Source organism: Bacillus sp. TE9106W, from assembly GCF_054062215.1.
Window position 1 is genome coordinate 50,385 of record NZ_JBSSFA010000007.1, and the last position, 20,573, is coordinate 70,957.

17 protein-coding genes and 2 pseudogenes are annotated in these 20,573 nt (G+C 33.2%); 5 read left to right on the forward strand and 14 right to left on the reverse strand.

The genetic code is table 11. The features are described from left to right. Positions 1–93 precede the first annotated feature (93 nt). Positions 94–486 (forward strand): VOC family protein, encoded by a 393-nt coding sequence (locus ACVWY7_RS14705; protein WP_001145296.1) that lies wholly within the window; start codon positions 94–96, stop codon positions 484–486. A 437-nt stretch (positions 487–923) separates the two neighbouring features. Here ACVWY7_RS14705 and ACVWY7_RS14710 read toward each other — a convergent pair whose 3' ends face one another. The 3 genes and pseudogenes from ACVWY7_RS14710 to ACVWY7_RS14720 form a co-directional block, all read right to left on the reverse strand. Beyond that, positions 924–1,142 carry an alpha/beta-type small acid-soluble spore protein gene (locus ACVWY7_RS14710; protein ID WP_001025759.1) on the reverse strand — a complete coding sequence of 73 codons (219 nt, stop codon included), beginning with the start codon at positions 1,140–1,142 and terminating at the stop codon, positions 924–926. Between the two features lie 99 nt (positions 1,143–1,241). Further along, positions 1,242–1,655 (reverse strand): CDI toxin immunity protein, encoded by a 414-nt coding sequence (locus tag ACVWY7_RS14715; protein ID WP_000212606.1) that lies wholly within the window; start codon positions 1,653–1,655, stop codon positions 1,242–1,244. A 390-nt stretch (positions 1,656–2,045) separates the two neighbouring features. Next, positions 2,046–2,839: pseudogene (locus tag ACVWY7_RS14720) on the reverse strand (S-layer homology domain-containing protein); the annotation flags it as partial. Between the two features lie 869 nt (positions 2,840–3,708). Between ACVWY7_RS14720 and ACVWY7_RS14725 the strand changes: the two are divergent. Both ACVWY7_RS14725 and ACVWY7_RS14730 read left to right on the forward strand, forming a co-directional pair. Continuing rightward, positions 3,709–4,023: a hypothetical protein gene (locus ACVWY7_RS14725; RefSeq protein WP_000617995.1), complete on the forward strand. Its 315-nt coding sequence runs from the start codon at positions 3,709–3,711 to the stop codon at positions 4,021–4,023. 216 nt (positions 4,024–4,239) lie between these two features. Continuing rightward, positions 4,240–4,467: a hypothetical protein gene (locus ACVWY7_RS14730; protein ID WP_000726231.1), complete on the forward strand. Its 228-nt coding sequence runs from the start codon at positions 4,240–4,242 to the stop codon at positions 4,465–4,467. Between the two features lie 165 nt (positions 4,468–4,632). On the opposite strand, the gene ACVWY7_RS14735 is transcribed toward ACVWY7_RS14730, so the two are convergent. From ACVWY7_RS14735 to ACVWY7_RS14775, 9 genes are all read right to left on the reverse strand, one after another. Then, positions 4,633–4,869, reverse strand: a complete 237-nt coding sequence (locus ACVWY7_RS14735) for a hypothetical protein (protein ID WP_000271563.1) — start codon at positions 4,867–4,869, stop codon at positions 4,633–4,635. Positions 4,870–5,055: 186 nt separating this feature from the next. Further along, on the reverse strand, positions 5,056–5,664 hold the full coding sequence (locus ACVWY7_RS14740) for a stage II sporulation protein M (RefSeq protein ID WP_033682288.1): 609 nt from the start codon (positions 5,662–5,664) through the stop codon (positions 5,056–5,058). A gap of 329 nt (positions 5,665–5,993) precedes the next feature. Next, complete coding sequence (locus ACVWY7_RS14745; RefSeq protein WP_456523851.1) at positions 5,994–8,810, reverse strand: AAA domain-containing protein; 2,817 nt, start codon at positions 8,808–8,810, stop codon at positions 5,994–5,996. Between the two features lie 747 nt (positions 8,811–9,557). Next, complete coding sequence (locus tag ACVWY7_RS14750) at positions 9,558–10,316, reverse strand: DUF975 family protein (protein WP_000197713.1); 759 nt, start codon at positions 10,314–10,316, stop codon at positions 9,558–9,560. A 562-nt stretch (positions 10,317–10,878) separates the two neighbouring features. Then, positions 10,879–11,184, reverse strand: coding sequence for a monooxygenase (locus ACVWY7_RS14755; protein ID WP_000323760.1), 306 nt, complete (start codon positions 11,182–11,184; stop codon positions 10,879–10,881). A gap of 217 nt (positions 11,185–11,401) precedes the next feature. Continuing rightward, positions 11,402–11,752 (reverse strand): DoxX family protein, encoded by a 351-nt coding sequence (locus ACVWY7_RS14760; RefSeq protein ID WP_000153830.1) that lies wholly within the window; start codon positions 11,750–11,752, stop codon positions 11,402–11,404. Positions 11,753–12,082: 330 nt separating this feature from the next. Next, positions 12,083–12,502, reverse strand: a complete 420-nt coding sequence (locus tag ACVWY7_RS14765) for a MarR family winged helix-turn-helix transcriptional regulator (protein WP_062921740.1) — start codon at positions 12,500–12,502, stop codon at positions 12,083–12,085. Positions 12,503–12,784: 282 nt separating this feature from the next. Beyond that, positions 12,785–15,982 carry a bifunctional P-450/NADPH--P450 reductase gene (cypD, locus tag ACVWY7_RS14770; protein ID WP_073525132.1) on the reverse strand — a complete coding sequence of 1,066 codons (3,198 nt, stop codon included), beginning with the start codon at positions 15,980–15,982 and terminating at the stop codon, positions 12,785–12,787. A 511-nt stretch (positions 15,983–16,493) separates the two neighbouring features. Further along, complete coding sequence (locus ACVWY7_RS14775; RefSeq protein ID WP_000005119.1) at positions 16,494–17,972, reverse strand: DHA2 family efflux MFS transporter permease subunit; 1,479 nt, start codon at positions 17,970–17,972, stop codon at positions 16,494–16,496. Positions 17,973–18,394: 422 nt separating this feature from the next. Between ACVWY7_RS14775 and ACVWY7_RS14780 the strand changes: the two genes are divergently transcribed. Further along, the gene (locus ACVWY7_RS14780) at positions 18,395–18,985 is read left to right on the forward strand and encodes a hypothetical protein (RefSeq protein ID WP_001077882.1); all 591 of its coding nucleotides are present in this window, start codon (positions 18,395–18,397) and stop codon (positions 18,983–18,985) included. A 241-nt stretch (positions 18,986–19,226) separates the two neighbouring features. Here the strand turns inward: ACVWY7_RS14780 and ACVWY7_RS14785 are convergent. Continuing rightward, positions 19,227–19,304 (reverse strand): annotated as a pseudogene (locus ACVWY7_RS14785) (DUF1259 domain-containing protein); the annotation flags it as partial. Positions 19,305–19,368: 64 nt separating this feature from the next. On the opposite strand from ACVWY7_RS14785, the gene ACVWY7_RS14790 reads away from it, so the two are divergent. Next, positions 19,369–19,746 carry a hypothetical protein gene (locus ACVWY7_RS14790; protein WP_144508140.1) on the forward strand — a complete coding sequence of 126 codons (378 nt, stop codon included), beginning with the start codon at positions 19,369–19,371 and terminating at the stop codon, positions 19,744–19,746. Between the two features lie 331 nt (positions 19,747–20,077). On the opposite strand, the gene ACVWY7_RS14795 is transcribed toward ACVWY7_RS14790, so the two are convergent. After that, positions 20,078–20,551, reverse strand: coding sequence for a DUF1203 domain-containing protein (locus tag ACVWY7_RS14795; RefSeq protein ID WP_105989438.1), 474 nt, complete (start codon positions 20,549–20,551; stop codon positions 20,078–20,080). Positions 20,552–20,573: the final 22 nt, after the last annotated feature.

A 20,573-nucleotide genomic window follows, 5' to 3' on the forward strand; every position in this document is an offset into this window, starting at 1 on the left:
ATAACACGCTAAAATTTGTAAGGTTTTTATCTTGCTTATTTTCTTAATTTTCAATATTATATTGTATATAATTTTCAGAAAGAAGGAATCTACATGCCTGTTAGAAGAATTGAACACGTTGGACTTATGGTTGCAAACTTAGAAACATCTATTACTTTTTATGAAAAAGTAGTTGGCTTACAGCTTATTAAACGAATGGGACATCCAAACCCAGACTTAAAACTCGCTTTTTTAGGTGTGGAAGAATCGAAGGAAACGATACTGGAACTCATTGAAGGTTACAACTCCTCTCTTCCAGCAGAAGGAAAAGTACATCACATTTGCTTTAAAGTAGATTCATTAAAAGAAGAAATCGAAAGACTCAAGAAACATGGCGTAACATTTTTACTAGGAGAAGAAATCGAAACATTACCGGATGGAACACGTTACATATTCTTTGCGGGTCCTGATGGGGAATGGATTGAGTTTTTTGAGACGGAGAGATAATAGGTTGTTCTCTCTCCTATTTCTTTTCTTAATGTGGTAGCGCCACACCGCTATCAAGCTAAGCTCATACAACATCAATCATAGTAGAGGTTGCTTCTTTTTTCTAAAGGCAACCTTGTAGGAAATGGAGACCCCTATTTATCGATCAATATCAATGGTTAATTAAAAAGATGACTTCACTAATTATAAGTTTTTAATAAACTAGTAAAAAAATAACAAAATATAATAATAATAATAATAATATGTTAAATAGCTCTTAATCTACTTGTAATGGATTATTTTAAATTTAGCCCTTATCGTATTACCTTATTGAATAAAACTTCTTATAAATTAATCTGAAAGGTCGTTCTTAAGTTATAAAAACTAGTTTTCAGATTTTGTGTAAAAAAGGAAAAAAGATCCATTTTATGGACCCTTTTTCCTTTTGTTATTTTAACTTAGTGTAATCTATATTGTCCTGTTAACTGCTCTTCAGCCATTCGAACTAAGCGTTTTGTAATTTCTCCACCGACAGATCCATTTGCACGTGACGATGTATCAGGTCCTAGTGTGACTCCTAATTCACGGGCAATTTCATACTTCATTTGCTCAATAGCACTTGCTGCAGCTGAAATAAGAATTTGATTTGTATTACTTTCGTGTCTTTGAATATTCATAATTGCACCTCCACTATATTTGTATATAACATATGCTTAATTATGATATTTATACGTAAGTAAAATATTTTCTTCTATCGTTTGTTTATAAAAATCTATTCATTTAATAATATTTTTCACGTCTCCAATACGTATATCACCATCATGATGATACTCAATAACAAACCCCATATCTGGTGAATATATCCACGTATCAAAACTAACAGCTGTAACATCATATATTACTTTTAAAACTTGATGTAAATTTGTTTTAATTACTGGTACTCTGGCATTATCCCAAATAATATATACGGTCTTAGAGTATGTTCCAAAAAAGTTCTGTAGATATAATTTTATTTCATCCTCATTATATAAATCACCATAGTTTTCAATGTTGGACCAATCTACTCTCCCCCATTGTGTAATAGGAAATGCATTTTCAAAGTTTTTTACTATCATTTTCCCTTGAGTATTTTCTAAAATTTCAATGTCTTTACCTAATGCCTCAATACACTCCTCCAACAATGTTGCCATTTTATTACCTCATTTATTTAGATATTTTAATAAAGATTTAAACGTTTCTTCGTCTCCTTCAAAAGGAATTGCATATTTAATTGCTTTATCTTTTTTTCCATTTCTAAAATCTTCTACATTGATATGCATCCCTTTACTAGGATCATAATCTAATCGCCATCTCGCTTTATGATCAGCTGTCTCTCTGCCAACAATTTTACCCTAACCAGCGCTTTTTTCCATTGTTCCTATAAATGGTTGTGAATCTGCCCCAAAATCCCCCAATAAGCTCATTGCTTTATTTCTTGCTTGTTCATATGATTGAACCTTATCAAGAACAATCTCTCCTGAACGAACACCTTTAGCAGCTGCTTCTAGTGCCTTTCCTTTCTTTTCAAGATCGCCAATCTAATATAAAGTATCTTTCCCTACCTGCTTACTCCCTTGGAATAGCCTTCCATCTTTAAAAAAGGAGTACTCTATTCCATCTAACGTAATGTTATCCCTTTGCTTACTCCCATCTTTATTGTAATAGTACCAATTCTCGTTCTCCTTCACCTAGCCAACTGATTCATCATTTTGCATATCTGTTACTTTCATAATCGTCCTATATAAGAACATAGAAAATTGCTCTCTAGTAACAATTCCATTTGGATTAAAATTGCCGTCACCTGTACCACTTGTTATGTTGTTACCGGCTAATATTTTGACATATTCGTTGGCCCAGTGACCTTTCATATCCGTAAATTCAACATTGCCTTGCGGTTTTAAATCAAATGTTTTGACAAGCATAGTTGCCATTTCGGCACGTGTCATATTATTTTTCGGATTGAATTTTTTTCAGCATTTACACTGAAAATGCCACGTGCTGTTAGTGCCAAAATTTCCTTTTTGAAATTGCTGTCACCAATATCAACAAAGGGATTATTTGTACTATCTTGCGGTTTTAAATACCGATACAAGAAAGCAGCGAGATGTTCGCGAGTAATAGGATCGGCTGCACCGAAATACCCATTTCCGTATCCTGTTATAATCTTATTTTCTGCCATATACATCATTTCTTTATACGCCCAGTGTGTTTTAGGAACGTCAATAAAAGATGATGAATTCGTTTGATCATTTTGTTCTGCATACGCTGTTCCTACTGTACTGAATAATAAAATACATACCATAAAACTTAAAAATAATTTCTTAATTGTATTCATAATAGCTCCTATTCAATTGTTAAAAATATAATTGCAAAATTCAGCACTTTTTTTATCCTTCATTTACGGCGTTTTATATAATTATCAAAATTCTATTCATGCCGATATTTCGCATAAGTACAACCTAAGTCATTCTCTCTAAACAATAATTAATTCATAAGGTGTTTCATTTTTTAATGTAGTAGCCCGTTTATGGAACCTTCTTAATATATAGTAAAACCAAGTTTTTTTATTTAAAAATCCCTTAGTGTAAAATCCGCATTATGATACCAATCCCCTTTCTCTTTGACGCGGCCTATTTGATTTAAAACTTCGACTTCCTCTGTAAACATTGGTGCATAGATAGAAAATAATTAAAATAATGATAATATAAGTCCTATGATTTTCTTCATACTCGCATCTCCTTATCAACTTGTAAAAAACCTTTTAATTATATATTAGATTTTATTGCTATTAGAATAAAAAAATATAAATATACATAATTGCATATTTTACTTCTCAATAGAGTGTACCCTATTGAGAAGTAATCCCTTTCCTTGATATTATTAGTCTCAAAGACTCTCAATAACACTTATCAAAAATACAATTAAAATTATGGGACAGGAAGAATTTTTATTACAAGCTGTAAAATCTTATATAAGAGATTTAGAACAACGATAAATATTTATTAAGAAGAAAAAGCGTAGAAATTGAATCTTTCTACACTTTTTAAAATATTCAATTTAGATATTCATTTTCATGAAATCACCACATGCACTATCAACTTAATAGAAATTTATATTATTGTTTTAAATAAAGATAACCTTTGCAGAAATACGTTATATTCTATATGAATTTATATAGAAGACATAATTAAAGGAGAACTGAACATGATAAGACATATAGCTAGTTTCCTACTTGGCACCTTTGTTATGATAATTGGTTACGTTTGGGTTATTCCCTACACCCTTGAAGCAATTGACAGTAATGTAAGCTATATTACTCATCACAAAAAGTATTTTAGTAAGTTATATGACTATGACATTAACCTTTGGATCATTGCAATGCTTATATTTTGCATTTTTACTGCGATTTCTGTTCTTATACTCAAGTTACCCGATTATAAGAAAAATAAAAGCACTCCTATAAAAAAATATAGTCAAACAAATCGGCAAAAAAAAGCAAAGAGAAGGCGGCGAAAATAATTATTTTTTATGTTAGGGTTTTTACTTATAAAAATATCTTAGCGTATAAAAACCGCGTTTTTACGTTGGTACCCCTTAATGTAAAATTGAAATAAAGCCGTACCGTTTATAAAAAAGTTGAATCAAAATGTTATTATGTCAGTTTTCCTTCTTCCGCTAACTGGCAGTTTAATTTAATAAACGATGTTATAATTTAAATCAATTGGGGGGATAGATTTGAAAAAGAAATTTATTGTTCTTTTATGCTTGTTAATTTTCAGCTTGTTAATAGCATATTATTTTTATCAAAAAAATCAAAATGAAGAATTCGTTAGATGGGGCGATAGTATACATACTGTTAACACTGAAATATTAAAAGAGAATGATATTGAATACAAAATTGAAAACGATAAAGTTTATATTCCAAAAAGCTCTCTTAGAAAAGCAACATTTTGCTGTTCCTAATAAAAATACAGAGTTAAGTTATAATTCTAGTGTTTGATTTAAAAAATGTTTTAGACTGTAGAAAAAAGTATTAACCTATTAAAAAATAGTTGTAGAAAGAAAAGGTGTTTTCTATATGTGAAAACACCTTTTCTTTCTGTAACCCCATTTATAATATCCATTTTCCTAGTGGGAATTTTCCGAATGTGTAAGTTTGAAAACATCACGCTCTGGAATGTGTTTATATAGCATGTTTTCTTCTTTGACAAGAATATCATAGGAATGATAGTCGTGTTCAATCGACCCGCCAAAATCTCTAATGTCAATTATTCCGACGAGCATCTTATTTCCGAATTTAAATGAAACTTTTTCACCTAATTGGAACTTCATTGGTGGAAGATCTTTATCTTTTTCACAATACATGAGTTTCACTCCTAACATTTTTTAAGCCAAGGCACTAACAGCATTTAAAGAAAACACACTAAGCAAAAAATAAAATAAACTATCCATTTGGACTGCTCATTTTCATAATTTCCGTTATTGGAAGTTATAAGAACAGTTTATATTATGTTTAGGTAAATCTAAATCTTCATCAAGCATATAAAGTTCCTAAAATAAATCAAGTATGATATCAGCTATATAAGTTTCTAAGAATGCAGCAATGATAATTATAGGTAAAGTTAAAAAAACATAAATTTTTATTACTTCTAAAATCTTTTTACTAAGAGATATTCTTTCTTTATCCTTTTTGAATAAATTTTTTAATTTGATTCTAATACATTTATTTAATTCAAAAAGAATGGCCGCAAATAAACAAAAAGCAAAAATTTCAAAAAGGTAATGAGGGATAGAAGAAATTATTATCCCAAAACCTTTTTGAAAATCAGCTTGTAATCCAATTCCAAAAAGAATCCCAGGAAGTGAAACAGTTAAAATTATATTTATAACATATAAAAATTGTATTGGAATCAAGGCTAATATAAACATTTGTAAAGGTACTATAAAACCATTATTAACAATAAATGACCATACCTTTTCTATACCTGTTGATTTCTTTACTTGATCGGGTAGTCTATTTCCTACCCCTTCCATTATTTCTTTTAGATCTGGATTGATTATAAAAGTTATTATGGTTGCAATAACTGTTAGTGTTACCCCTAATATGAAAAAGTTAATAGCTCTTTTAAATATAACTTTATTAATTAAGGTCGAAATAATTCCCGCCTCCTTTCCCTAAATTTTACCATCTTAATAATACGATAGTAAAGAAGTTTTTCTTGTATATCCTATACATCCTCAGTTAACATAACGTCTCATTATCTGTAGCAATGAAAAAGGGGATTCCTTACTCACAAAAGTGATCCCCTTTTTTATTTTCCATAAAGCTATTCATCTTTTTATGCATTCCTATTATGGCGCGGTTTTAGGTTTCGCATTTGTTACTGAATGAACCGAATAACTGTATAAAATCTTGCATCCTCTTAGCCTTTTCCAAAAAAATGCTGACTGTAACCCTACTATGTTAAAAATAAAAATAGATACTACTCTTATTCTATCTTTACAGTTTCTTTCGATAAGTATTTAAAAGCTGTATCAAAATATTCCTTTTTCCCCCAAGTATCTGAATTCCCTATTACTACAAAGTATTTCTTTGCTCTGCTTGCTGCAACGTTTAATAGATTTGGAGTACTGGACGCCCAATCTAACGGTCCTGTTCGCTGATCATCTACTCCCAAAACTAAAATGACTAATGGAGCTTCCTTTCCTTGGAAAGTATGAACCGTTCCGATTTCTATTTTTTTGTTTTCTACTGCATTTTTGTTTATCTGCTTTAATTTTTGAACTACACTTACAAAAGGTGAAATAATGTAGCAATCTTTCCCTGGATTATTTTGCGTAAACTTATTAGCGATCTCAATCGCTTTTTTTCCTTGCTCAGGAATATAGTGGTTTCCTGAACCAGTAGTTCTTCCTCCAATATTAAACCATTGACTCATGTACATTGGATCCTCTACCATATCTTTGTTCTTAGTCGCATGTAACATCTTGTCTTGATATGTTGTTTTATTACATATCTCAAACATAGGGCTGTCACAACGTCTATGTACACGAAGCGGTGAGCCCAACCACTTTGTGTTATTTTTGGAGTCACTCATTGTTCCGCCAAATTTGTTATTAAGATCAGCAAATTCTTGTACACTTACTTCACTTCTAGTTAAATGATAGAAAAATGAGCTTTCACTCGTAATTCCAGCACTTTCATTTGCTATTAATTTGAGCTGATCATCACTCAACGTTACAACCGGAGGTATTTGTAATGGATCACCTACCACTACAACATTTCTGGAACGCCAAATGGCTCCAATTGCAGATTGTGGTGTAGCTTGACCTGCCTCATCAATAAACAGCCAACCAATATCTTCCGTTTTCAAATCCCTTAAAAATCTTGGAACAGAAGCAAATGTTGAAGAAATTATAGGTGTAAGTAGGAATATAGTATCAAACATCGCTTGGATGAAGTCTTCCCTTTGCTTTTCATTAATTTGAGAATCAAGATTCGTTTTTTCTTTCCCACCTAAAAAATAAGCCCTTGCTAAAGTTAAATTTTTTTCTATTTTGTCCTGGTTTTCAATTAAGAAAGTACAATATTCATCCATCATTGTTTTGAATAGCTTACTCCGAACACAATTAATTCGATCTTCTTTATTATCACCATCAATATTAACAAATTGTTTTTGTGATGATTGCCATTTTTCGTCATCTATATCATCAAAGTCATCGTTTACTTGCGCGGTTTTAATCATACTTGATATCTGTTTTTCTAAACTATCAAAGGAATACTCAGCACTAGCATGTATATTACACAGATCATTAAGCTCATCTGAAATATTTTGAAAATATTCTTTTATATTTGCTGATTTCCCCATTGCAGCTGATATTTTCCCCCAGCAACTTTCATTCTTGTTATATCCTAAATAAGTGTAATTGTTTTTTATTAATTCCTCATCTTTAGGCAAATCCATACTTATATTTTCAACAGCAGCATTATTATTTGATGTAACTAAAATACGATATTCTTTAAGTTTTGAATGAAAAGAATAATAATAATCCTCTTGTCCCTCAGAAAATTGTATTTTTGTAAATAAATTCTGTGTTTCCTTTAAAAACTTTACCTTTTCAAAAATAATATTGGCAAATACATCTTTTAATAATGTAGTTTTACCTGTACCTGGAGGACCGTTTACCGAAAAAATAACCCCCTCCTTTTCCTTTGAATTTGCAATAATAAGATTTAAAGCTACCTGCTGCATTAAACCTAGCGGAAAACCTGAAGGCCATCTCGTAATTGGAATATCTCGTAAAATCCTTTTTATTTCGTTAATACTCTCATTATTAAAAAAGTCTACTCTTTCACCTGAGTTTTTTAATGTTTCCCAGTTATCTAAGGCAAGATATGTTTTTAATGCTTTACCTATCTTTTCATATTTAATGTTATATTTTACTTTCTCCAAATCTTCAATATAAAAACTGTTTACTCCTACATATTCTTTGTATGTAAGTCGAATATTTTTCTCATAATCCTTATCACTAGAAAATCGAAATACTCCTTCTTTATCGAAGTGGCTATGTTTTATGTATGATTTTAATATACTTTGAATGTTCCGAGAAAGTTCTAACCAATTTTTATATCTAACATGTATAAACTTTATACTCTTAGCCAGTTCCACGTGTTCTTCTGACTCATTAAACTCTAAGTCATTACTAATTTTACTGTAATTTTCACTTTCAATTACCGACGTTATTGTACTTATTAAATCCAACTCTAAATCTTTTAAACTTTTTCCAGGGCGAAGAAAATATTTAATTATAGGACTAACTACCACACTAGATTCTAACGTTTTATCCTTTATTGGTTTTAGCATATGATCTAACTGAATATGAATAAGAAAACTATTAGGAAACCCTTGAAAATCAGTAAAACTAATTTTCTTATTAAATTCGTTAGAAAAGTATCTTAGCACTTCTTCTTTTACAACAGGTAAATAGAATATAGATGCTTTTGCATCCATTAAATACTTACCTTTTGCACTTTCCCCCTTTTTTTGTAGAAACATTTGCATATAATTTTGAGGTGAACCATTGGGTCTTATAAAATCAAAGTAATCAAGCTTAGGTTCTTTATGAAAATAATTTTTAAAGTTAAAAAGGCTTAATGATTCTTTATCACAATTCATAAAATTAAAATGTTCTAGTTCAATGAAATAATTCATTACTTTTGAGGATACTTCCTTATAATCACTATTTTTAATTTCTTTCTTTTTACTATTAAAAATTAAAGAAAAAATTTTCTTTAAACCACTCATTATTAATCTCCTTTGATAAAACAAGATATTATCTAAATTATACCAAATATCCTATTGAAATATAGTCTGATTAAATCAAATAATTTCCAGTAAGGAGCCATCTTTATTTATCGTGATTTCTTAGGTTGATAGCGTTGGGGTAATACCTCTTTTTTGTGGATTTAAAATAAAGGTTAACTGTTATAAAAAAGTTGCAATGCTTTTTCTCTTACAAAATAAAAGATTTGACTTTAAGATTAGACCCGATTTTGAGGTAGTAAAGAATAATCCAATCGTTGAGAACTTTATTTTAAGAGTAAAAATGTATTAATTAAAAATCCAATAAAAGAAAATCGAACTAGATAGCCTTTCTAGATTGATTTTCTTTTTTATATTCTCTAGGAATATTCCTCTTCACTGCAACTCATTGTCATTGCTATTTGTATAAGAGAAAATGGGATTTGATAAGGACTGCGGGTTGTATGCAGTCCTTTTTCGTTACAATAAAAAAGGAAATAGAAAATATCAGGGTTATAAGGACGTGAAAATGGTAGAATAATATGTTACGAAGTAATGGGTGGACGGTAATCGGAGTGTAGGGTATACAGGCAATCAAGACATGGGGAATCACGTTTGCGGTATACTTCCCCAAATCACAATAACCAGTAGCTTAAGACTTTTAATATAATATTAAAAAGTGGATATGCTTAAATACATATCCACTTTCAACTACGTATATTTGTCACCTTAAACATACTTTTTCCCTATTTATATACTTACCTTCGCTTCTCCAATATCCTGCTTTTTAATTAAATCTAAGTAAAAATGTGAGACAGTTGTGTTGTAATAAGGAGAAATAAAAATAAATGATAGATTAAATGTAAACATTCCGATAAATGCGGCTAATAAAAACCATCCTATAAATGATAACCAAAGAACAAATAACTTTAGCTTTTGTCCTTTCATTATTCTTTTACTTTCTCTCAATGCTTCACTTGCTGTATAATCAGGATTCTCTACTAATATGTAATACGACATGGAATAAGAAAAATATTTAATAATACCTGGAACAATTAATAAGAGACTCCATAAAAATAGAAAAATAGCTTGCAGCAGCCCCAATTTCATTGATTTAAACACATTCTTCTTTTTAAATCCCGAAAATACATCGTCTACCTTAGCATCTTCTTTTTTCCCTAAGTGTAAAGTAAAAACAGAATATCCATAATTGAAGATACCTTGTATGAGACTATAAATTAGAAAACAAACCCCACCTAAACCAATATAACTTAAAATAAGTACAGCAAGTGCTGTTGGATCTACTTGTGGTTCTCCACCAATTGAATAAATAAATAATGCATCCGGGCCAATTATCCCGATAAACAGTGCAAATATTAAATACATGAAAGTGGCTATTGCTGATGCACTTAAGGTCGGTACAAAATAGAATAAAGCTGATACTCCTATACCTACTCCCCATTTCCCATCTAACGAGTTAAGTGCTGCTTTCTTAAAATTTCTTGTCATTCTTGTATTCCCTCCTTTTTTCTTATTTTGCTTTACTAAAAACATAAAAGAACTTGTAGCAGGCCCCGCTACAAGTTCTTTTAGCCAAATACTTTAGCTCCTCGAAAAATTATTTATTCTACACAATCGGGGGTAATGCCTAAAATATGGTTTGTTAACATCATTATATAACATAATTATGAATTCTTGTTAAAAATTCTATATTTTTAGACAAATAATCCTCCACATTTTTACTTATTTTTTATTTTCATGTAGTCTTTTCTATTGGGGGTAGCACCACATTGCTATCAAGTTAAGAAAGGTAAATGCCCCCAGAGCGAAATTTTGTGCTAACTTGTAGCAAAAAACTCATTTTATTTTTTGCTTAGCGTTGTCTGTTTCCGAAATGCTGGTGGTACCCCTAATTGTCGTGATAAAAGGAGTGGATCCCCCACTCCTCTTCTATTATCATATGATTGTTTAACAACATGTCTTCATAGCTAGATTTAGCCTTAAATTTCAACATTTTTGCCTTTCAGTAAAAATTATCCCCCTCCTTTTACGCTTGCTCCGACTTTCAAAATTATTTCGTATACCCACGATTCAGTTCCGTTAACTTTTCATTGATGTTAAAAATTTTCACTCTAATATCTTTAACACCAGCTGCTTCAAGTCTGTTCTTGTGCATTTCAGCGTATTTTTCAGCATCTTGTTTTTCTTCAAATACATAGATGCCTCCAGCTTCTTTTGTTTCTTGATTCTCAGTCCATATTTTCCAATGGAATCCTTCTTCTTCGTTAATACTTTTTGCTAAATCCCAAAATCCTTTTTCCATTTCTTCACCAAAAGGACCTTCAAACGGAAAATCAACTTGTAATAAATATGCCATCTTCACTCACTCCTATTTTTAATATAAAATTTATCGGGAATTCCTTTTTATAAAAATTCTTCCCATTCTTTTACTCATTATGATTCAAATGATAGTAATGTCTAAATTCATATCGCTATTATTATTCAAGCACTACTTTGAGAATCCCCCTATTTGTAAAATAATCACAAAACGTTAGTAACTTGAACGTATAAAGTTTAATAGTTTTCGGTTATGTTTAAAGAATATGATACAAACTTATCCCTAAACTAAGGACGAACAAGACAAGCGCAGGTATTGCTTTCTTAAAAGGATCTCTCGCTAATACAATAAGAGTTAATGCAGCTGCAAGCATCGTACCGCCTAACAACAATCCTGCCAATAAAGCTGCCATTGGAACCCAAATTCCTATTAACATTCCAATTGCTCCTACAATCTCAAAAGCTCCTGTTAAGAAATTAAAGAACGAAGGTAAACCAAATCGTTTGAACTCCTCTGCCATTTTCCCTGATATAATTTTCGTACCTGTCATTAAAAAGAACAGAAACAACGCTACTTTTACAATATTGATGAAAATTAAAATAGTCATCACACCTTTCTTATTATTTGATAAAACTCAGTATTGTTCGGATAGTAGTCACTACCTTTACCCTATTTCCTGAGATTGCCCTTATGGAAATGGCTTCAATTCACATTACCCTTTTCCATATGAAAGGGATAATAATTACATGCTATAGCATATATAGTACAAAAAATTTGACTGGTACTAGACAAAAAAGTGATCCTGAATCAAATATTATACAAAATAAAGCTATCTCCACCATTTCTCGAAACGAACAAATTACATGCTATAGCATATACAATACCTAAAACAAAGGTTGTTCCTTATGAATAGCATAGCATCAATAAGGAACAAGTATTAATAGCGTGTATTATACAATTTGTTTAATAATGATTGTAATACTTTAATTTCTTCTTCGCTCAAATTACTCGTAACGAAATGGTGAGCGTCTGTCACTACAGGCAAGATTGTTTTCTTTAATTCGTCACCTTTTTCAGTTAAAAAAAGGTTGTGTGAACGCCGATCTTGCTCATTCAAAGCCTTCTTTACAATCCCTTTTCTCTCCATCGACTGTATCATTCTTACGACAGTAGTTTGATCTTTATCAATCGCTTCTGCTAACTCTTTTTGAGTAGTGGCTCTTTGGCTACAAAGAACACTAATAATCCCCCACTGCTCTGGCGTAACTCCAAAAGGCTTTAATTTCTTCGTAAAATAATTCGTCATTTTCACATCAGTACGATGAACAAGATAGCCTATTAAATCATGTAAGTTCATGTATCACCTCTACAAATTAATATATAAAAGAGTATAGCATACCAGTCAATTATTCACAGTGAATGTATTCGTTTTATTAATTATATGCTATAGCATATATATTATAGTAGGTCATTTTAATTGTCAAATGAATTACCTATTATTTTTCTACAGTATCCGTACAGCTTATTAAAAATAGGAAAATCCCGTATTGAATAAACATACGGGATTGTTATAAATGAGTTATTCACTTATTCGAAAGAAGTTCATTCGTTACATATTACTTATCTAATTAAGAAACATTCATATACCAGCCCAAACATCTTTTCCATATCGTCCTTCCTCTTGCAGACGGTCCAACCAATTCCTTGCTTCTTGTTCACTGACTTCATGAATTTCTTGATAGGCTTGACAAAGGGTATCTTCTACGTCAGGAGCCATTTTACTTCCATCACCACATATATAAAGATGAGCTCCATTATCTAATAACGAAATTAAATGGATTCTATCTTCTTTTATTACATGCTGTACATATGTTTTAGGATGTCCTTCTAAGCGAGAAAAAGCTGTGTGTAAAGAGACTAACCCATCTCTTTCATCATTCTCTAGTTCTGTACGATAGAGATAATCCTTTTCAGGGTGACGACAACCAAAGTATAGATGTGCTTCTCCTACCTTCATACCTTTTTGCTTTTGAACACGTCGTGCTTGCAAGAATCCACGGAATGGTGCAATTCCAGTACCTGGTCCAACCATAATAATCGGTGTTTCTGGATTTTCAGGTAATTGAAAGTTTGATTGTGGCGTTCGAATGAAACAGATAATTTCATCTTTATTATGACGCTGAGCTAAATAATTAGAAGCGACTCCTTCATATGTCCCTTCCCCGCTCCATGCAGGCGCATTCACAACACCAACCGTAATGCTCAGACGATCCTGTGCAACGAGTGGAGAGCTTGAAATTGAATAGTAACGCGGTTTGAGCGCAGGAAGAAGTTCTAAAAAGCGTTCAAATCGGATTTCACAAGCCTCATACTTTTCAAGAAGATCCAACATTGAAATACGTTTCTTTAATATTTGTTCATGATAAATCCCGTCTTCCAGTAATGATTCCAATTCCTTTTTATGAGGAGGGCATGCTGTGAATGCCACCATTTCTCGTATTTGTGCTCGAGTGGCTGCTTCTTGCACTTCAACACTATAACTAAGAAGGTCATATAAACGAACGGGACTGTCTAAAGGTATGTGATTTACACTTCGTCCACTTGCACTCAGTATGACTTGATCCTTCCCGTTTAATCCAAAGCGTTTTAAAATTCGGTTTACATTTTTCTCACTATTAATTGGTAGCACCCCAAGGTGGTCTCCTTCTTTATACGTAGCGCCTTCTGGCAAGGATATTTCAATATGTCGCGTGCTTCTTTCACTGCTAGATGATTGAAGTTCACGATTTTCTAGTATAGATGCATAAACTGCTTCATATGTTCGCGCAAGAGGAGATCCTCCAAGACGGCTGACAAATTGCAGACTCAAAGTACTGCGTTCTTTCTCAATGTTTTTGTTAAGTTCCAATCCAAATGCCTTCATCGCATCAGACCACATACTTTGTTTCCATTGCTCGAGCTGTTCCTCGAAATCACCACTTGCATCCGCTTCTCCACGTGTAGAAAATCTTGTTGCTCCTTTTTGAGCCATTTGCTCATCAATATATCTTGGAATTCGTTGATAGGTACTAGCCCAATTATGATCTCCACAACCAAAAACTGCGTATTGAACACCTTTTAGCTCATCCGGTTTTAATTCCTCCAGCCACTGCACAAACTGCCCTGCATTACTTGGCGGCTTTCCATTATAAGAAGAAGTTACAATAAGAACCGCCCCTTCTTTCGGTAGACTTCCAATTCGATCGTTAAGAGCTGTCACTTCCGTTTGAACACCTTCTAAACTAGCTGTATCCGCTAGTTCTCTTGCAATACCTTCCGCTACCCCTGTATCCGATCCATACAGAACAAGAAGCGAAAGATTATCGGCTCCAATAATAGAAGGAGTTTTCTGAACTTGCTGCTTAATTTCACGGTTTTTCAGTTTCTCATCTGTAGGCGCAAGAACAGTAGTATGGCTAATAGTTTGATTTCGGGGTACAATCCTAATTTTAAAATCATCAGGCTTTAGCGTTAATGTTTGTTTTACGTCCAGCTGATAGTCTTCATAATCGATGAATTCAAAATGTTGAAGAAGCATTCCCATCACGAGTGTGGCTTCATGAAGTGCAAACTGCATACCGATACATGCTCGCTGACCATTTCCAAATGGCTTATAAGCATGATGTGGAACCTTATCCAGCTCTTCAAATCGTTCAGGTTGGAATTCTTCCACATCGTCTCCCCACGCGTCTTTATCCCTATGTAGCTGTGGAATAAGAACAGAAATACGATCTTCGCCTTTCTTAATTGGGTATTTTCCACCAATTACTGTATCTTCTTTTGCATAGAGACTAAATGCTGGAGCAGTAGGCCATAGACGTAGTGATTCATTTAAAATCATCCGTATATACTTTAATTTCATAACTTGTTGGTATGTTGGAGTAGAATCTGTCAAAACACGGTCTACTTCTTCATAGGCTTTTTTCAATTTATCCGGATTCTTTAATAAAAAATAGATTGCAAAAGATAACAATCCACTTGTTGTCTCATGCCCAGCTATTAGAAAGGTAATAATTTGGAAACGAATATTTTCATCATCTAATTTTTCACCAGTTTCCGGATCCTGCACATTTAACATACGGGAAAGTAAATCATTTTCTTCCTGATTCCCACTACTTTTACGTTCAGCAATAATATTATCTACTAAAGAAAACATAGATTGAATATCATGCTGAAATTGACGTTTCGTTCTCCACATAAGTTTGTCTTCTATATCCAGTCTCTGCAATTGGTGCATCGCCTCATCTAGAGCACGGCTCATGCTAGTGATAAAAGGATGGGAGGTCTCACGATAAAAGCTATTAAATCGGTAATTAAAACCACATAGACCAATTGTATCTAATGTAAGGCGAGTCATATCCCCTGGGACATCTACATTTTCATTCGGGTTCAGTCTTGCCCATTTTTGAACGAGTTGCACGGCAATATCGACCATCATAGCATGATAATCTTTCATTGCCCGTTGGCTGAATGTAGGCATCAAAATATTATGAGCTTTTTTCCAGTTAGGCTCGTGAGTCTCGCTTGTAAATAATCCGTCTCCAGCAAAGGCACGAACCTTTGCTAAAGCACCATCTATACTTTTATCGAACCTTGTTTCATCACAGACTTCTGCTACCAGTTCATGTCCAGAAACGACAATGATCGTATCACTTAAAGTTTGAATTTGAAAAATAGGACCATACTCTTCCGCTATCTTGATAAAAGATAAGGTCGGTTTATCTTTGTTGATTAATGGGAGATTCCCCAGCGGTCCATATGTTTTCGGCTGAGGAATGGCAGATACTTTTTTATCCATTAAAAACACCCTTTCAAAAAGCATGAAATAAAGTGAAACTTTAATCAGCCCTCACCAATCGGGCTTTTACGGGCAGCCCGTTAATGCGGGATAAAATATCCCATTCAATAAAAAGAAGATAGTACTGAATCGCCTGGGATAAAAATATGTAATTAATTACCTTAATTTATCTTTCCCCTAACTATTCACGATTATGATATCCCTTATAAGGTTGGTAATCTAAACCGTGTATTGACATTAAATTTATACCTTGTAGAAAAAATAATATATTACAATGAAGCGTATTATTATAATGTTTATCAGAAATTGAAAGCTAAAGATTGTAGTATGTGGAAATCCAGTAGTTTTTCATGTCAATTCAAACAAATACGATAAGCAAGTATACTGTGTTAAGAATGAAAAAGGATCTGATATGAATATCAAATCCTTTTTCATTCTGTGTAATTATTTCACTTTTTTTCAGCCCTTTTCCCCTTTTAGTAGAAATCATCATCTCGAGTTGTATTTTGCCCTACCGATTTAACCTCTCGACAGCTTCCGGGCTTGTATCTACACGTTTAACGAAAAAAACTAATAGTAGCGCAACGACATTCATGCCAAGTGCTACATAGAATGAATGCTGAATTCCGGATAATAAAGCCTTCTGCGTTAACATTATCTTCGTAGCTTCTGTGAAGGTTGTTGGATCTACATGAGCCATTAAACTTTCAGCTTTTGTTTTTGTTACAGAATTCATAATCGTAACAAGAATAGCAGTACCAATCGAACCGGATACTTGTTGAGCTGTATTATTAACAGCTGTACCGTGCGGATTTAAGCGAGTTGGCAATTGATTAAGGCCATTTGTCATAAGTGGCATCATCACCATCGCCATCCCAAACATCCGCAGTGTGTAAATAAGAATAATATGTGTGTGACTAGAGTCGAGTTGTAGGTTTGCTAGCATATAAGTTGAAACGGCTGTAATGGAAAGTCCTACTATACCAAGAATACGAGGGCCATATTTATCAAATAGTTTACCTGTAATTGGTGACATAACCCCCATTATTACCGCACCTGGAAGCATCATCAGCCCAGAGCTCAGCGGTGAAATACCGCGAACGTTTTGTACATAAGCTGGTGTTAAAATCATACCCGAAAACATGGCCACTGCGTTGACAATTGCAATTACAGACGCAAGTGCAAACATTGGGTACTTATAAACACGCAAATCCAATAACGGTTCATTCATTTTTAATTGACGGATAATGAAAGCAATTAGGGCAATAGCGCCTATGATTAAGGTTGTTACGACAACTTTATTCGTCCAACCATCAGAGCTTGCAGAACTGAATCCATATAACAAACCGCCAAAGCCGACAGAAGATAATAGTAATGAGAGATAATCAAGTTTTGCATTTTTGTTTTGTCTCATGACATTCTCCGATTTCCAAATCCCTAACAGTAAGCTAATAATGGCTAGCGGTAAAATCATTTCAAAAAGCAAACGCCAGTCATAATATTCTACAATATAACCTGATAATGTCGGTCCAATCGCTGGAGCTGTAATCATAACTAATCCAAAAATCCCCATTGCTGTTCCCCTTTTTTCTCTCGGAAAGCTTACTAGCATAATATTCATTAACAAAGGCCCCATGACTGAAGAACCTGCTGCTTGAACCATTCGGCCAGTCAGTAATAAACCGAAGTTCGGTGCTACAGCCGATAAGGCCGTACCAAGAGTAAAAATCATCATAGATGTAATAAATAAGCTCCTATTGGAGAAGCGCGTTATTAAAAATGCTGATGCCGGAATTAATATGCCACTTACAAGCATATACCCTGTAGAAAGCCACTGGATCGTTGAATAATCTTTAATGTCTAAATCCTTCATTATTGATGGCAAGGCTACATTTAAAAGGGAGTTATTTAGAAATGAAACAAAGGCCCCAATAAAAAGGATTACAAGCATTACATATGGTGGTTTTCTTTTATGTAACGTTTCACTCATATATTTATTTGCCCCTTCATTATAAATTGCATTGATTCGTTTAAATCGTTTGCATGTTTGCACAAGAATACGTTGTCCTTGCAGTATTTTGCCAAACTCTTCGAATGGATATTCTCTTTTTAGCAATTCTACTTGCTCAACTTAAAGTTTTGAATGCATATGTAAACACGTTTATTAAAGAAATTAAATTAGGCTGAACCAAACAAAAGAAGCGACTGAAAATACCCTTCTAAAATAAAGTAAACTTTAATCCTTTGGTTTTTTATAGGCAGCCCACAACAAATAGCGGGATAAATCAACAAGACCACACACCCATTCATTTAAATACAGGCTTGTAAATCTAGTTATGTAACCATCCATCAAAAGGAAGATTACATAGGCTAAGTCTAACATTACATTTTTAAAGTAAGGGGAATAAGTTTATGAACCAATATTGGTATTTGAATTCAAAAGGAAATGAGGAGCATTATAATCACCAAATTTCAATGTCATCATTATATGTACAGCCCCAAATAACTAAAGCTGAGGGAATGAATCCTGAGAATTGGAGTTGGCGCTTCTATCCAGTTGGTTGGGATTCACGGGCCAATTATACGGGTTTCAATCCCCAAACCCTTCCTTTCTCTTCAGGTCATCCAATCCATTATGCAGGGATGATACCACAAGGACAGCCTACTAATTGGACTCCATTATCAGGCCATGCAGGTTTTAATTTTCAAAAACCTCCCTTCCCCTGGGCTCAACCTTTCAATCATACAGGAATGTTCGCACAAGGGCATCTTGCAGCTTTACTATCGCCGCCAGCTAAGGCCTTTAAATTTAATACCAATAACGGGGGTATTTTCGGAAACTCTCCAGGATGGGGAGGACAGATAAGTCCCATGGGATGGGGGAATAACGGCGGTTACGGTCAGCCAGGAATGCTTGGAAACTTACTTACAGTAGGAAAAGGCACTATGAATGGAATTGGAATGCTTAGTAGTCTAATGGGTATGGGGAAGTTCTTCTTTTAGTTAATTGGAACGGGAGGATAGATCCATAGCCCAAACTTAAAAACAATTTCCTTTTTCATTGATTTACTCTTCTCAAACACGGTCCCAATACTCCCTCCAAGTTCGTTTCCTCATCTTTCAAATTATAAAAACATCAGGAAAAGACATTCCAAATATGGAACGTCTTCTTTCACTTTATAAAACCATTCAACAATCTAAAATATTCTAACCGACATACTCACTCATTTAACTAAAAAATCGGTTAATTGCATAACGCTCTTCTAACTTTCCTTGCGAAAATTAGCGGGGCTTCAACGTCTTCAATATTAACGTAAATCAAATATTGACTACTGTTAATGAGGCGTTATGTCATACAATGGAGTTAATACTAGAAAACTGTGAGGGTGATTACGTTGATAAAATTTGCAATTAGTTATGCTGCAAGTCTGTTTGCTTTTATTTTTGGATGGTTCTTGATTTCATATATTTCTCATCCTAGCTTTATTCACCCGAACGTTGTATTAGGATTCATTAAAATGATCGTCACTTCTGGCAGTATACCAGCTCTTGTAGCTTGTCTAATTGGGGAAGTGTTATACAGGAAAATCAAACGATGTAGAGAATTTCAATTTGGAATTCCTGTATTTCTAGGACAAGCAGTTATCTATACACTTATACCATTTCTTTTTCTTTTTCTTTTTAATTTTTCCCATTTCTTTGATTTCATTGTACCTGTTATTATGGGGGCCTTATCTTTTTATTTAGTACGTAGAAAAATATAATTAACTTCAAGATTGTGACAGAAAGAAGCCGGAGTGAGTAAAACCACACTGTATAACCATACAGAGCTCAAAGAACGCATCAATTCTTGCGAAACCAACATCTCTAGCAAGATCTCGTAAGGTATTTGAAGATAAAAAACTTTGAATCTCTTGAGCAAATAGTTGTAATTCATCAGATACAGAAATAGGCAGACAAAAACGCTATCCTTTTCTATGATTCTACAAAAAGAATAGCGTATTTTTTCATTTTAGGGGGGATTTTGTTGAATTAGCTTGATAGCGATTGGTGGTATCCCTTATAGGATAATAGAAGTTTGCATTTTTAATTTTTTCACACTCTATTAACGAGGCAGTTATAGCATCCTGGTTTAGCGTTAAGAATGTGAATATATTCTACTTCTTTATTATCAAAAATTTCATCTATATTTTCTCTTAAATGTACACCTTCTGTAATCCTTGCTTCTACAATCATTGAGTCAGTATTGTAGCCGCGTACAGATAGATACCTATGATGTAACATATGTGGAATTTCATTTACATCTAGCTTAGCAGTAGTTGCTCCCTTTCGTATAAATATAGGACCACTTGCTTTATAAGGCGAATTAACACTATGATATTGGTAATTCAGTAAAATTACCTCTTCTCCTACCTCTGCATCCTTCAAACTTATCCTGCAAGGATATCCAGGATTTTTATTTGCTATTATTTTGACTGCCCCGATACTTTTTAATACTTCTTCATTCATTAGAAATAGGTTATTAAACTCTTTCTCTTGCAACGCAACGATTTGAAAGTTATTTCTCATATTCTATCCCTCCTTAATTAGT

What these genes read in the sequence shown, in the direction of transcription:
- ACVWY7_RS14705 (WP_001145296.1), top strand. Translation starts at nt 94, where the DNA reads ATGCCTGTTAGAAGAATTGAACACGTTGGACTTATGGTTGCAAACTTA.
- ACVWY7_RS14710 (WP_001025759.1), bottom strand. Translation starts at nt 1,142, where the DNA reads ATGAATATTCAAAGACACGAAAGTAATACAAATCAAATTCTTATTTCA.
- ACVWY7_RS14715 (WP_000212606.1), bottom strand. Translation starts at nt 1,655, where the DNA reads ATGGCAACATTGTTGGAGGAGTGTATTGAGGCATTAGGTAAAGACATT.
- ACVWY7_RS14725 (WP_000617995.1), top strand. Translation starts at nt 3,709, where the DNA reads ATGATAAGACATATAGCTAGTTTCCTACTTGGCACCTTTGTTATGATA.
- ACVWY7_RS14735 (WP_000271563.1), bottom strand. Translation starts at nt 4,869, where the DNA reads ATGTATTGTGAAAAAGATAAAGATCTTCCACCAATGAAGTTCCAATTA.
- ACVWY7_RS14745 (WP_456523851.1), bottom strand. Translation starts at nt 8,810, where the DNA reads ATGAGTGGTTTAAAGAAAATTTTTTCTTTAATTTTTAATAGTAAAAAG.
- ACVWY7_RS14750 (WP_000197713.1), bottom strand. Translation starts at nt 10,316, where the DNA reads ATGACAAGAAATTTTAAGAAAGCAGCACTTAACTCGTTAGATGGGAAA.
- ACVWY7_RS14755 (WP_000323760.1), bottom strand. Translation starts at nt 11,184, where the DNA reads ATGGCATATTTATTACAAGTTGATTTTCCGTTTGAAGGTCCTTTTGGT.
- ACVWY7_RS14760 (WP_000153830.1), bottom strand. Translation starts at nt 11,752, where the DNA reads ATGACTATTTTAATTTTCATCAATATTGTAAAAGTAGCGTTGTTTCTG.
- ACVWY7_RS14765 (WP_062921740.1), bottom strand. Translation starts at nt 12,502, where the DNA reads ATGAACTTACATGATTTAATAGGCTATCTTGTTCATCGTACTGATGTG.
- cypD (WP_073525132.1), bottom strand. Translation starts at nt 15,982, where the DNA reads ATGGATAAAAAAGTATCTGCCATTCCTCAGCCGAAAACATATGGACCG.
- ACVWY7_RS14775 (WP_000005119.1), bottom strand. Translation starts at nt 17,972, where the DNA reads ATGAGTGAAACGTTACATAAAAGAAAACCACCATATGTAATGCTTGTA.
- ACVWY7_RS14780 (WP_001077882.1), top strand. Translation starts at nt 18,395, where the DNA reads ATGAACCAATATTGGTATTTGAATTCAAAAGGAAATGAGGAGCATTAT.
- ACVWY7_RS14795 (WP_105989438.1), bottom strand. Translation starts at nt 20,551, where the DNA reads ATGAGAAATAACTTTCAAATCGTTGCGTTGCAAGAGAAAGAGTTTAAT.